This window comes from Microbacterium sp. ZXT2-5, from assembly GCF_055329545.1.
Genome location: NZ_JBUZWD010000001.1, coordinates 2337150 through 2350662, shown reverse-complemented (window position 1 = coordinate 2350662; position 13513 = coordinate 2337150). Strand labels below are relative to the sequence as shown.

The 13513-nt window shown below is 72.2% G+C and carries 10 protein-coding genes; 4 read left to right on the top strand and 6 right to left on the bottom strand.

Annotated features, from left to right (window positions below):
- The first annotated feature begins 28 nt into the window (after positions 1–28).
- Positions 29–661 (top strand): uracil phosphoribosyltransferase, encoded by a 633-nt coding sequence (upp, locus tag ACZBH1_RS10285; RefSeq protein WP_336394750.1) that lies wholly within the window; start codon positions 29–31, stop codon positions 659–661.
- Here upp and ACZBH1_RS10280 read toward each other — a convergent pair.
- The 4 genes from ACZBH1_RS10280 to ACZBH1_RS10265 all read right to left on the bottom strand — a co-directional run bounded on the left by ACZBH1_RS10280 (position 646) and on the right by ACZBH1_RS10265 (position 6752).
- Positions 646–1941 (bottom strand): type III PLP-dependent enzyme, encoded by a 1296-nt coding sequence (locus tag ACZBH1_RS10280; protein ID WP_463646316.1) that lies wholly within the window; start codon positions 1939–1941, stop codon positions 646–648. The two genes, upp and ACZBH1_RS10280, sit on opposite strands and share 16 nt — an antisense overlap.
- Positions 1938–2474 (bottom strand): hypothetical protein, encoded by a 537-nt coding sequence (locus tag ACZBH1_RS10275; RefSeq protein WP_336394748.1) that lies wholly within the window; start codon positions 2472–2474, stop codon positions 1938–1940. The genes ACZBH1_RS10280 and ACZBH1_RS10275 overlap by 4 nt, the downstream gene beginning before the upstream one ends.
- 209 nt (positions 2475–2683) lie before the next feature.
- Entirely contained in the window at positions 2684–3001 is a 318-nt protein-coding gene (locus tag ACZBH1_RS10270) for a DUF3467 domain-containing protein (protein ID WP_336394747.1), read from the bottom strand.
- Between the two features lie 97 nt (positions 3002–3098).
- Positions 3099–6752: a TM0106 family RecB-like putative nuclease gene (locus ACZBH1_RS10265; protein ID WP_463646315.1), complete on the bottom strand. Its 3654-nt coding sequence runs from the start codon at positions 6750–6752 to the stop codon at positions 3099–3101.
- A 93-nt stretch (positions 6753–6845) separates the two neighbouring features.
- On the opposite strand from ACZBH1_RS10265, the gene ACZBH1_RS10260 reads away from it, so the two are divergent.
- Positions 6846–8924, top strand: a complete 2079-nt coding sequence (locus tag ACZBH1_RS10260; protein ID WP_463646314.1) for an NAD(+) synthase — start codon at positions 6846–6848, stop codon at positions 8922–8924.
- Between the two features lie 16 nt (positions 8925–8940).
- On the opposite strand, the gene ACZBH1_RS10255 is transcribed toward ACZBH1_RS10260, so the two are convergent.
- Complete coding sequence (locus ACZBH1_RS10255) at positions 8941–9522, bottom strand: hypothetical protein (protein WP_336394744.1); 582 nt, start codon at positions 9520–9522, stop codon at positions 8941–8943.
- Between the two features lie 217 nt (positions 9523–9739).
- On the opposite strand from ACZBH1_RS10255, the gene ACZBH1_RS10250 reads away from it, so the two are divergent.
- The gene (locus ACZBH1_RS10250) at positions 9740–11224 is read left to right on the top strand and encodes a lipase maturation factor family protein (protein ID WP_463646313.1); all 1485 of its coding nucleotides are present in this window, start codon (positions 9740–9742) and stop codon (positions 11222–11224) included.
- A 19-nt stretch (positions 11225–11243) separates the two neighbouring features.
- Here ACZBH1_RS10250 and ACZBH1_RS10245 read toward each other — a convergent pair whose 3' ends face one another.
- The gene (locus ACZBH1_RS10245; RefSeq protein ID WP_463646312.1) at positions 11244–12836 is read right to left on the bottom strand and encodes an MFS transporter; all 1593 of its coding nucleotides are present in this window, start codon (positions 12834–12836) and stop codon (positions 11244–11246) included.
- A gap of 92 nt (positions 12837–12928) precedes the next feature.
- Between ACZBH1_RS10245 and ACZBH1_RS10240 the strand changes: the two genes are divergently transcribed.
- The gene (locus ACZBH1_RS10240; protein ID WP_336394741.1) at positions 12929–13486 is read left to right on the top strand and encodes a phosphorylase family protein; all 558 of its coding nucleotides are present in this window, start codon (positions 12929–12931) and stop codon (positions 13484–13486) included.
- Positions 13487–13513 lie beyond the last annotated feature (27 nt).

Genomic DNA, 13513 nt, shown 5'->3' with positions numbered 1-13513 from the left:
CACGGCGGGACGCACTACCCTTGGGCGTATGCGCCTGCACGTCGCCGACCACCCCCTCATCACCCACAAGCTCACGGTGCTGCGCGACCAGCGCACGTCGTCGCCGGTGTTCCGTCAGCTCACCGAGGAGCTCGTGACGCTGCTCGCCTACGAAGCGACCCGCAACGTGCGGGTCGAGCAGATCGAGATCCAGACGCCGGTCACCACGACCACCGGCGTCAAGATCGGCGACCCGCGTCCGCTCGTCGTGCCGATCCTGCGTGCGGGGCTCGGGATGCTCGAGGGCATGGTCAAGCTCATCCCGACCGCCGAGGTCGGCTTCCTCGGCATGGTGCGCAACGAGGAGACCCTCGAGCCGTCCACGTACGCCGAGCGCCTGCCCGACGACCTCAGCGACCGCCAGTGCTTCGTGCTCGACCCCATGCTCGCGACCGGGGGCTCCCTGGGCGCGGCGATCGAGTTCCTGTTCCGCCGCGGCGCACAGGACGTCACGGCGATCTGCCTCCTCGGCGCCCCCGAGGGCGTCGCGGCGATCGAGAAGCAGGTCGACGGACGCGACGTCACCCTGGTGCTCGGCGCCCTCGATGAGCGGCTCAACGAGAAGGGCTACATCGTGCCCGGCCTCGGCGACGCCGGCGACCGCCTCTACGGCACCGTCTGACCCTCCGGCGCACGCAGCTCGACTCTCGGGAGGGCGGTCGCGCCCGTCACCGCACCGCCGTCGACGACCGCGACCGGCGTGAACGGGCGCCCGTTGAACCGCGTCGCGGTGACGGTGGTGTACGCGCCCATCGTCGGGCTGACGAGGAGGTCGCCCGGCTGCAGGTCGGGCAGCAGCACCTCGCGCGCGATGACATCCGACGAGTCGCACGTGGGGCCGGCGAGGGTGGCCCACCGGTGATCCTGCGGCATCCGGCGGCGGCCGTCGTGGCCGACGCCGCCGAGATCGCGCTCCGCGAAGACGAGCGGGTGCACGTCCTCGGTGAGCACGTTCGAGTACGACCCGTAGAGCCCGTCGTCGAGGTAGTACCACCGCCCGTCGGCGCGCTCGGCGACGCCCACGACGCTCGTGATGAGGCTCATCGCCTCGGCCACCATGACGCGACCCGGTTCGGCGATGATGTCGAGCCGCCGCGCGTGCGGGGCGAGGACCGGCCTCAGCGCGGCGGCGACCTCGTCGATCCCGGACGCCTCGCTGTCGTACGACGCCGGCAGCCCGCCCCCGATGTCGAGCGTGTCGAACTGCACGTTCAGTCTTCGCTCGAGGATCCCCATGAGCTCGAGGGTGTCGGCGGCCGCCGCGGCGAAGCGCGGCGGGTCGTCGAGCTGGCTGCCGACGTGATAGCTGAAGCCCGCGACCCGCACCCCCGACGCCAGCGCGCTCTCGACGAGCCGCGCGGCCTCGAACGGCCCGACGCCGAACTTGCTGGACAGGTCGCTCTTGGCGTGAGGGCTGCGGTAGGCCAGGCGCACCAGCAGCCGGGTGTCGGCCGGGGCGCCGTGGAACTTGGCGATCTCGGCCTCGTTGTCGACCACGAACGTGCGGACGCCGGCTGCGAGCGCCTCGGCGATCTCGGCCGGCTTCTTGATCGGGTGCGTGTGGATGATCCGCGTCGCCTCTACGCCGCGTCGGGTGAGCAGCCGCAGCTCCTCGCCGGTCGCGACATCGAACCCGCACCCGGCGCCGTCGAGGACGTCGAGCACCGCCTCGTGCGCGAGGGCCTTCACCGCGTAGTGGAAGCCGACGAACGGCAGCGCGGCGCGCAGACGCCCGTACTGCGCCTCGACGCGCGCCGGGTCCAGCAGCAGCACGGGAGTGCCGTGCACGGCGATGGCGGCGCGTGCAGCGACGGTGGACAGGAGAGCGGATGCCTCGGCCCGGCGACGGTCCTCATAAGGGCGGGTGGTGCGCGGCTCGCGCCGCAGCGCGCCGAGGTTCATGACGCCACCGCCCTCGCGTGCCGGCCGTCGCGCAGACCGGACCTGGCGGTCACGGTGAAGGCGCCGGCGGCGATGGAGTAGAAGACGACGTCGGCGGCGATCTTGCCGGCGAGCATTCCCCACAGCGGGTCGGGGATCAGCCACACGCCGAGCAGGAGCGCGGCGGGACGGATCACGAAGGTGTCGAGCAGCTCCGCCGCACCGAACTCGGCGAGCAGCAGCATCGCGGTGCGCGCCACGGCACGCCGCCGCGTCGCCGACACCCGCGCCTGCTCGCTGTAGATGGTGACGGCGAGCACCAGGTAGAACCCGAGGATCTCGCCGCCGAGCGCGGCCAGCGCGATGAGGGGCGCGGCGTCCGTCCACATGGCGGCGAGGAGTCCGCCGAACACCATCGCGGCGGTGCCCGCCAGTTCGGCAGGGAGGTAGCGGACGATCCAGAAGACCAGCCCGCGGCGCCGGGCTGCGGCATCCGTCCGGCTGTCCTCCGTCGCCGACCCGGTCCCGGCGAGCCGGTGCTCGATGGTGCTCATGTCGTCCTCCTCGGTGTGGAGGAGGAGGGGGCGCCGGGGGTGATACCGCACGAATACGGCGCGGCATCCGCCCCTCGCCGAACGGATGCCGCGCCTCTGCGTCTATGCGACGCATGCCCCACCCAATCACGTGGGAGAAAGACCCCCAACGGGGTTGACATCGGCGAGCCGTTTGCTTACGGGAGGCGTGACCGCGCCGGCCCGGTGCGTCAGTCTCCGAGCGGCTCCTGCGGGTTGCGGCGGCCCGTCTCGCGCTCCCAGAACTCCAGCTGCTGGGTCAGCGCCTTGGCGAGCTCGAACACCTGGTCGGGCGGGATGCGGATCCGGCTCACCACGCGGGCGGGCACGACGGTGTGGCGCTGCCCGGTCTCGGCGTCCACCTGCTCCCTCGGCGGCTGGGCGAGCGTGAGGAAATCCATCACGAACACCGTGGGCGTATGCCACACGTTAGCGAAGTCGGCGTAGGCGCCGCCGATCAGTTCCGGCGGGAGATCGATCTCGAACTGCTGGGATGCGTCGTCGGCCATGCGGGCTCCTCTTCGGGCGTCGGGTCTCGCGGCGTTGGGACCGGGGCAGGACGCGCCGGTGCTGTCTGTGCGACGTGTGCGCGAGTCTACGCGGCGCTCAGCCCCTGCCGACCAGTCGCGCGAAGCCGCTGAGACGGGCCACCGCCTCCGGCGTGTACGGGAGGTCGTCCAGCAGCCCGGGCGAGTACACGACGTAGGCGGTGTGCATGGCGCGCGAGATCGCGACGTTCAGGCGGTTGCGCAGGAGCAGGAACTCCAGGCCCCGCGGAGCGTCCCGCCCGCTCGATGCGGCCAATGACACGATCGCGACCGCTGCCTCCTTGCCCTGGAACTTGTCGACCGTGCCGACGGGGACGTCGGGGAAGCCGGCGGCGGCGAGCGCGGCCTCGACCGCGACCTGCTGCGCGTTGTACGGCGTGACCACGATGATGTCGCCCTGCTCGAGCGGGCGCGGCGGCAGGGCCACCGACGTCCCGTCGGCGTCCGCGGTCGCGGCGTCCGTCCAATCGCGGCCCACCAGGTCCGATACGAGGCGAGCCACCTCGGCGGCCTCCTCGAGGGACTGCGTGGCGTTTCCTCGATGGCGCAGCGGAACAGGAACGAGGCCCGGACGGATGCCGTCGATGCGGCGCAGCGCGGTCGACGGGTGCGCCTCGAGCTCGCCCCGGTACGACAGCGTCGAGACGGGCGCGGCCACCTCGGGCCGCATGCGCCGGGTCTGAGCGAGGAAGTAGCCGTACTCGGGCGGCACGACGTCGGCGCCGTCCATGACCCAGCCCAGGGCCGACGTGTCGACGGGCGCGGGGTGCGTGCCCTGGCTCACCTGCGGCAGCTGCTGGGGGTCGCCCAGCAGCAGCAGGCGGGGGGCCGCCAGCGACACCGCGATGGTGGACGCGAGCGAGAACTGCCCCGCTTCGTCGACGACGAGCAGGTCGAGGCTCCCGCGCGGCACGCGCCCCTCGTGGCTGAAGTCCCACGCCGTGCCGCCGATCACGTATCCGGATGCCTCGTGCTCGGCCGTGAACGCCGCGACGCCGTTCTTCGGGAGCACCGTGAACGAGTGGGCCGACGACGCGTCCTTCGGCGCCTTGCCGACCTGGACGGCCGGGACGCCCGCGGCGATCACGCGGTCGAGGAGCTGCTCGATCGTCGCATGGCCCTGGGCGACGACGCCCACCCGGTAGCCGTGCTCGCGGACGAGGCGCGCGATCACGTGGGACCCCACGTAGGTCTTGCCGGTGCCGGGGGGTCCCTGCACCGCGAGGTAGCTGCGGTCGAGGTCGCGGACCGCCCGTGTGATCGCGTCGACGATGTCACCGCCCGCCGCGGGCAGCAGGCCCGACAGGGTGCGCGGCGGACGACGGCAGAGGATGTCGGTGGCGGGGCCCGGGGGAAGTTCCGGTGCGGCGGCGATGACGGCATCCGCCCACGCGTCGATCGCCGCCTGCTGGTTTCCTGCCGCCGGCGGCGCCTGAGGGGTCAGCGCCAGGGGCAGGTCGGTCCAGGTCACGCCGTCGACGGCCGTCTCTTCGACGACCGCGCCGTCGTCGAGCACCTCGAGGACGGTCACCGAGCGGTACGAGTGGATCCACCGGGGCGACGGCTCGAACGGGTAGGGCGCCGGCAGCTCGTACAGCGCGAAGGGGTTCGTGCCCTCGCTCAGCCGCGTTCCCGGCGCGAGATCGCCGCGCAGTTCGACGATGCGGCGCTCCCCGCCGCGGCCGCTCTCGGCGAAGTGCCAGTCCTCGCGCACGCGGCTGCGCGCGGGATCGATCGTGACGACGTCGCGCGTCTCGTCCCAGAGCGACACCGGCTCGCGCAGCCGGAGGAAGTGCGTCGCCCAGAACGACTTCGCCTCGCGGGGGTAGTAGTCGATCGCGGCGGCCCCGAGGCGCAGCGATCGCGCGGGGACCGAGTCCTCCGGGTGGCGGTGCGCGAGGGCCTCGAGCGTGGTCGCCCGGGGCGACGGCTCGTACGCGCGCTCATCGGGCTCGGGATTGGGCGAGGGCACCAGGGCGGCCTCGCGGGCGCGGTCGACCAGCCAATCGCGCAGACGGCGCGTCGACACGCAGTCGTAGCGGTTGTAGTCCGCGAGATCGTCGAGCACGAGCCGGGCCTCGGCGTCGTCGCCGTCGTCCTGCAGCGCCCGCGCCTGGACGTACCGCACGATCGAGTCGTCGCCCTTCTGGACGTCGCTCGTGCGCACCTCGTCGCCCATGTAGAGCGGTTCGAGCTTCTTGATCGAGTACGAGCGCGATCCGACCCGCAGCGCACGGCGCACGATCGGGTAGAGGTCGACGAACACGCCGTCGCGCAGGAGCCGGTCGACGTCTGCCTCACGCACGCCGTGCCGCGCGGCCATCGCCAGCAGGTGCGTGGGCTCGTAGGGGGCGTAGTGGTAGATGTGCATGCCGGGGTGCTGCTGCCGGCGCAGGTTGACGATGTCGAGGAACGTCTCGAGAGCGCGCTTCTCGTCGGCGAACGAGTGCGCCCACAGCGCCGTGTACTGCTCGCGGCTGTCGACCCATCCGAACAGGTAGTCGATCCCCCACTGCGTGGGCTCCCCCGGCAGCGACGGCTCGGTGTGCAGCGGATCGCCCTCGAAGTCGAAGAAGAGGTCGCCGTGGTCGGGACGCGGCAGCGCCCCGAGCGCCTTGGGCGCCACGACCTCGAACACCGGGACGGGCGGCGGCTCGGGCACCGCAGCCGGCACCTCGAGGACCGCGGCCAGCGTCACCGTCCCCTCCGCCGCGACGCCGCCGTCGGGCGCGACGATGCTCTCGGCCGCCGGCGCCTGCTGTCGGGCCGGCTTCGGCGGTGTGAGCGGCGGCGTGCCGGCCGGGCTCTCGAGCTGCAGCCGCGCCTGCGTGCGCAGGGAGGCGAAGACGTCCGGATTCATCCCGACGGGACCCACTGCGTGGGCGAGCTGCTCGATGGTCGAGATCCCCGCGGCGCGAAGGCGCTCGCGCTGCACCGGGCGCATCCCCGCCACGAGGAGCAGATCGCGGGATGCCACCACCTCGGCGTCGCACGTCGCGCAGCGCCCGCAGGCGACGACGGCGAGGTCGCCCCGCGGGTCTCCCCACGGGACCGGGTCGCCCGCCGCCCCGAGGTCGAGCCGGCGGTCGGCGATGAGCGCCGCGAGACGCTCGCGCCGCAGCGAGAACACCGGGAGCAGGTCGTCGACCTCGTGCTCGCTGACGCTGCCGTCGCCGAGCAGCAGCTGCACCCGGTCGGAGCGCGGAACGGCGAGCCGGTCGAGCTGGTCGACGTATGCCGCCAACTGCATGAGGGCGGTCACTCGCGCGTGGCGCGCGAGCTTCGTGTCCTGCACGAGCCACGGCCTCGTCGCCCCCGCGCCCGACGACGGGTCGCGCACGAGGAAGTCGGCGAAGCCGACGAACGAGTCGGTGGCGAAGGCGGCCTGGTAGACCACCTCGGCGTCGGAGTCCAGTGCCGCGTTGGTCAGGGCGACGGCCTCCGCGAGGGCGGCGGCGTCGGACGAGCGCGTCTCGGGGATCTGGACGACCCGATCGCCGTAGCGCCCGACGTAGTCGGCGAGCACGCGCTGCTCGTGCACCGTGCCGAGGCGCCCGGCCCGCTCGAGCGTCAGATCTTCGGGCTCTTCCACGGCGGCGATACGCCCGAGCCGCGCGTCGATCGCCCGCAGCCACGCGAACTCGCACTCCGCGGCGGCCTTGAGATCGCTCGCGCTCCAGACGATCCGGCCTTCGTCCTCGATGTATCGCATGCCCCGCCCTTCCCCATCGACCCTAGCCGCGGCATCCGACACCCCCGGCACGACCCCGGACGGCCCGCGGGGGCACCTGACAGACTGGTGCGCATGAGCCTGCCCTTCGAGAGCGCGTACCGGCACGGATTCGCCCGCGTCGCGGCCTGCACCATCCCGATCTCGATCGCCGATCCGCAGTCCAACGCCGAGGCGGTGCTGGCATCGGCCAGGGAGTGCGACGCTGAGGGGGTCGCCGTCGCGGTCTTCCCCGAGCTCTGCCTGACCGGCTACAGCATCGAGGACCTCGTCATGCAGGACGCCGTGCTCGACGCCGTCGTGGCGGCGATCGAACGGCTGGTCGAGGCATCCGTCGATCTGCTCCCGATGCTCGTGGTCGGCGCGCCGCTGCGCCATCGCAGCCGGCTGTACAACTGCGCCGTCGTGATCCACCGCGGCGAGCTGCTGGGCGTCGCGCCCAAGTCGTACCTGCCGACCTACCGCGAGTTCTACGAGCGGCGCTGGTACGCCGCCGGCGACGACCAGGGCGGGCAGGACATCCGGGTGGGTGCTCTCGAGGCGCCGTTCGGCCCGGACCTGCTGTTCGAGGCGCTCGACGTGCCGGGGCTCGTGGTGCACGCGGAGGTGTGCGAGGACGTCTGGGTCCCGATCCCGCCGTCCTCGGCCGCGGCGCTCGCGGGCGCGACCGTGCTGCTCAACCTCAGCGGCAGCCCCATCACCATCGCGCGCGCCGAGGACCGCAAGGACCTCTGCAAGTCGCAGTCGCTGCGGTGCCTGGCCGCCTACGCGTACGCCGCCGCGGGCGACGGCGAGTCCACGAACGACGTCTCGTGGGACGGCCAGACGATGATCTACGAGGGCGGCAACCTCCTCGCCGAGACGGAGCGCTTCCCCGACGGTCCCCGCAAGTCCGTCGCCGACGTCGACCTCGACCGGCTGCGGCAGGACCGGCTGCGACAGGGCACCTTCGACGACAACCGCAGGACGACGGGGGCGGATGCCGCGTTCCGCACCGTGCACTTCGAGCTCGATCCGCCGCAGGCCGACGTCGGCCTGCGGCGCGTGCTCGACCGCTTCCCGTTCGTGCCCGACGACCCGGAGCGCCTCGCGCTGGACTGCTACGAGGCCTTCAACATCCAGGTGTCCGGCCTGGTTCAGCGCATGCGCGCGATCGGCGGTCCCAAGCCCGTCATCGGGGTCTCGGGCGGCTTGGACTCGACGCACGCGCTGCTCGTGGTTGCCCGCGCCATGGATGTGATGGGCCGCCCGCGCAGCGAGATCCTGGCGTACACGATGCCCGGCTTCGCCACCAGTGAGCACACCAAGTCCAACGCCATCGCGCTGGCCGAGGCGGTGGGCGCCTCGATCGAGACGATCGACATCCGCCCGCTCGCGATCGAGATGCTCGAGCGACTGGATCACCCGTTCGCCGACGGCGAGCCGGTGCACGACATCACCTTCGAGAACGTGCAGGCGGGCCTTCGCACCGACTACCTGTTCCGGCTGGCGAACCACCACGGCGGCATGGTCATCGGCACGTCCGACCTGTCGGAGCTCGCCCTCGGCTGGGCGACCTACGGCGTCGGCGACCACATGAGCCATTACGCCGTGAACGCCGGCGTGCCCAAGACCCTCATCCAGCACGTGATCCGCTGGGTGATCTCGCACCGCGGCGACGAGGGCGGCTCGGCCGATCTGAGCGATCGCGCGCGCGAGGTGCTGCAGTCGGTCCTCGACACCGAGATCTCGCCCGAGCTCGTCCCGGCCGGACAGGACGGCAGGATGCAGTCCACCGAGGATCGCATCGGTCCGTACGCACTCCACGACTTCGCGCTGTACCACGTGCTGCGCTTCGGGTTCCGGCCGTCGAAGATCGCGTTCCTCGCGGCCGCCGCGTGGGGCGACAAGGACGCCGGCGCCTGGCCGCCCGGCTTCCCCGACGAAGACCGCTACGCCTACGACCTGCCCACGGTCGCGAAATGGCTGCAGGTGTTCCTGAAGCGCTACTTCGCCTTCGCGCAGTTCAAGCGCTCGGCGATCCCGAACGGACCGAAGGTGTCGCCGGCCGGCTCGCTGTCTCCTCGCGGGGACTGGCGGGCCCCGTCCGACGGCAATGCCCGCGCCTGGCTCGCGGAGCTGAAGGCGGCGCTTCCCGAACTCGTCGAGGAGTGACGACGGATGCCGCGGATCAGCTCGCCGGAGCGTGGGTGTACGCGAGCGTGATGATCCAGCTGTCGCGCGAGAGGTCGGCCAGCTGGTAGAAGACCTTGCGATCTGGGATCCAGCCCTTCGAGAGCGGGCTGTCCAGGCGCACGTGGTCCGCGGCGACGCGCGCGCCGCGCCCGTCCGCGTCGCGCACTGCCTGGACCCGCGTCCAGTGGGCGAGGAGCTTGCGCAGGTCGTCCTCTTCGAACAGGTGCGAGTGCCGCTTCATCAGGTGCAGCTCCGCGTCGTCCGGGTGTGCGTCGCGCAGGTCGAGCCCCAGGGCGGTGTCTGCGTCGCTGACGGCCACGACCGTGGCGGCGCGGAAGCTGACGTTCCGGATCTTCAGGGGCACCTCGGCGCCGTCCACCTCCGCGATGAGCTGGGTGTGGAACCCGAACGTTCGGGGAGCCTCCCGCTCGACGCGCACGCTCTCCGGCTCGACACCGAGGCGCGTCGCGACGAGCTCCTTCGCGAGGAGGCGTTTGCGGTCATGCTCGGGCAGCTTGGGATCCCAGCCGAGCCGGGCCGTGATCCCCGTCGGAGTCTCCAGAAGCACCGATTCCATGATCCACACCCCATCCCCGCGGGCCGTCCGCACCTCCATCCTGGCGAAGCACCGAGCGGGGTGGTAGACCGCCACGCGGGCGTCGCGCAGGGGGCGCCGTCCGCGTGAGGGCGTCCGCGCGTCAACCCCCTGCCGCGCGCCCGGTCCGTGTCGCAGGATGGCACCATGAGCGGGCGGGCGGCGGAGACCGAGGCGTGACGGCGGGCACAGCTCACCTATGGACGGTTTCGCGGCGGTCGACTTCGAGTTCGCGCGGCAGGTGCTCCAGCGGGGGATCGCCGCGCTCTTCGTCGTCGCCTTCGTCTCGTCGCTGAACCAGTTCCGGCCGCTGCTCGGCGAGCGCGGGCTGCTCCCGGCGCCCGAGCTGCTGGACTGGGCCAGTTCGTCGGCCCGGGCAGGGCGCCTGCTCCGCCCTACGCTGTTCCGGTACGTGCGGTACACCGATCGCCGGCTCGTGGCGCTCTGCGCGGCCGGCATCGTCGTCGCGGCCGCGCTGGCGGCCGGCATCCCGCAGCTGGGCCCGCCGTGGGTGCCGATGGCGTGCTTCCTCGCGCTGTGGCTGGGATACATGTCGATCACGAGCATCGGCCAGACCTTCTACGGCTTCGGCTGGGAGATGCTGCTGCTCGAAGCGGGGTTCCTCGCGGCGTTCCTCGGCTCGGACGGCCAGCCCCCGCCGACGGCGGTGATCGTCCTGTTCTGGTGGCTGGTGTTCCGTCTCGAGTTCGGCGCCGGCATGATCAAGATCCGCGGCGGCCGCGAGTGGCGCGACCTCACGGCGCTGATGTACCACCACGAGACGCAGCCGATGCCGGGCCCGCTGAGCCGTCAGGCGCACCTGCTCCCCCGCTGGTTCCACCGCGGCGAGGTGGTGGGGAACCACTTCGCACAGCTCGTCGTGCCGTGGTTCCTGTTCGCTCCGCTTCTCGGCACCGTCGTGCCCGGCCCGGTGCCGGCCGTCATCGGCGCGGTCGCGGCCGCCGTCGTGATCGCGACGCAGGCGTGGCTGGTCGTCACGGGCAACTTCGCCTGGCTCAACTGGATGACGATCGTGATCGCGTTCTCGGCGATCGGGCTGCCGGGGATCGGGAGCGACGCCCGCCCTGCGGCATCCGACCCGCCCTGGATCCTCGACGGGATGCCGCTGTACTGGGTCGTCGTCACCGGCGCGGTCGGCGTGCTCTACGCGGTGCTCAGCTGGTGGCCGCTTCGGAACCTCTTCGCACGACGGCAGCTGATGAACGCGTCGTTCAACCGCTGGCAGCTCGCCAACGCGTACGGCGCCTTCGGGACGGTGACGAAGGAGCGCATCGAGATCGTCGTGGAGGGCACGATGGACGACGACCCGGATGTCGCGACGTGGCACGAGTACGGCTTCAAGGGCAAGCCCGGAGACGTCCGCCGGATCCCCCGCCAGTACGCGCCGTACCACCTGCGCCTGGACTGGCTGATGTGGTTCCTTCCGCTCGGACGGTCGCTGGATGACTGGTTCACGGCGTTCCTGGTGCGATTGCTGGAAGCGGATGCCCCGACCCTGCGCCTTCTCGCGCACGACCCGTTCGCGGGCGAGCGGCCGCGGTGGGTGCGGGCGGTCTCCTACCGCTATCGCTTCACCGGCCGGGAGGAGTTCCGGCGGACACGAGCACGGTGGACGCGCGACCGCCGGCGGCCCGTCCTCGGGCCGGTCTCGCTGCGGCGGTGACGCGGCGGGCGTGCGGTGGTCAGGGCACAGGGTCGCCGCCGCCGCCGCTGCGGTCGGCGGCCCGGCTGCGCCGCGCCGTCAGATCGACGATCGCGACGAGGAACGCGATCCCGAGGAAGACGCCCACCGACAGCATCCCGAATGCGTAGGCGTCGTGGTACACCACGAGCTCGTCGGCGGTGCCCGTCTCGCGGTAGATCGCGGAGTAGAACAGCGACAGCCCCACCGCGGTGCCCACCGCGGCGCCGATGCGCTGCCCCAGCTGGCCGACCGAGCCTGCGAGCCCGCCCCGTTTGACCGGGATGTCCGCGAGGGTGAGCGCCTGGTTCGGCGCGATGACCAGACCCCCGCCTGCCCCGCCGACGGTCATCATGGCCGCCGCGAGGTAGGGCGTCCACGCCGGATCGCTGTACAGGGCGATGAGCACGAGGCCCCCGGCGCACAGCAGGACGCCGACCAGCCCCCACACCACGACGACGCGACCGTGGGCGCTGACGAGGTTGCCGCCGATCCACGAGGTGGCGGCGCTGGCCAGCGCGAAGCCGATCGACACCATCCCGGCGAACACCGGCTCGAGGCCGAGGCCGATCTGGAGGTAGAGCGTGGTGAGCAGGAACAGCGCGGGCAGCGCGGTGAAGTAGGCGGTCTGCAGAAGCGTGCCGTTGCGGTACGACGCGATGCGGAACAGACCGAGCGGGATGAGGGGGTTCCGACCGCGGGCGGCGTAGCGGCGCTCCCACGCGATGAACGCCGAGGCGAACAGCGCGAAGCCGACGAGCAGCCACCACCGCGCCGGGTCGTCGGTCGGCGCCCCCGTGGTGAACAGGAAGGGCCACATCAGCGACACGATGCTCGCGCCGAACAGCAGCACGCCGATGGGGTCGAGCTGTACGGGGCGCTGCGACGGGGTGCGCGTCTCGGGGAGCAGCCACAGGGCGAGACCGATCGCGGCCAGGCACAGCGGCACGTTCATCCAGAAGATCAGCCGCCAGCCGTCGGTCGGGCCGCCCAGCGCGATGAGCAGACCGCCCAGCGTCGGGCCGAACGCCGTCGCCAGCCCGATCGTGGCCCCGAAGAGGCCGAACGCGCGGGCGCGCTCCTTGCCCTGGAAGAGCTCCTGCGCCATGCCGAGCACCTGCGGCATCTGGATGCCGGCGGCCACGCCCTGCAGCAGCCGCGCGACGAGCAGCACCTCGGCCGTCGGCGCGAGCGCGCACAGCACGCTCGACGCGGTGTACAGCGAGAGGCCGACGACGAAGAGGGTGCGCCGCGAGCGCTGGTCGCCGAGGCGCCCCATCGGGACGAGCACCAGTCCGAACGTCAGCACGAAGCCCGACACGATGAGCTGCAGCTCGGTCGATCCGGCGTCGAGCACCTCCCCGATGGAGGGCAGCGCGACGTTGACCTTCGTCATGTCGAGGATCGTGATCGCCGCGACCGACACGCAGACCCAGAACGCCCGCCACCGTGCCCCGGCGGAGAGCGGGATCACCGCGGTGTGGGCCGGCGCGGGCCGGGCCGGCGCAGGACGGCCGGCACCGGGCGAGTCCGTGCTCGCCGTCTCCGAGACTGTGCTCGAGGACTTCAGCGGTCGCGACTCTTGCCCAGGCATCGTGCCCAGGCTAACCCCCTCCCGCCCCGGCTCGGGTCGATCGGGTCGGGTCCCGGGGGCTTGCAGGACGGGAAGCGGGAGATGATGGAGGGGTGAGACTCCTCGTCGCCGCCCTTTCCTCCGAACTCGTCGCGTTCCCCGACGACCTCCCCGGATTCCACCGGCTCGTCACCGGTCCCGGCAAGCTCCAGGCGACCTACGCCCTGACGCGCGCGCTCGATGCGACGGCCTATGACGAGGTCGTGGTGGTCGGCACCGCGGGCGCCATCGACGCGCGGCTCGAGGCATCCGTCTACGAGATCGCCGCGGCGCTGCAGCACGACGTCACCGACATCGACGGGATCGTCGGCCAGCACGTGTCGCTGCCTTCGCTGGTGGAGCTGGGCGCCGAGGGCGTCACCATCGCGACCGGCGATCACTTCGTGGACGACGCTGAGGCCGTCGAGGTGATCCGCCCGCTGGGCGCGGGCCTGGTGGACATGGAGACGTACGCGTACATCTGGGTGGCGCAGCGGTTCGAGGTGCCGATCCGCGTGCTGAAGGCGGTGTCCGACCGCGCCCAGGACGGCGCCATCACCGACTGGCACGCCGCGGTCGCCGCGTGCAGCCACCAGCTCCGTGAGCGCATCCGCGCCGACTACGGCGTCTGAGCCGCCCTGCACGCGGCATCAGACGCC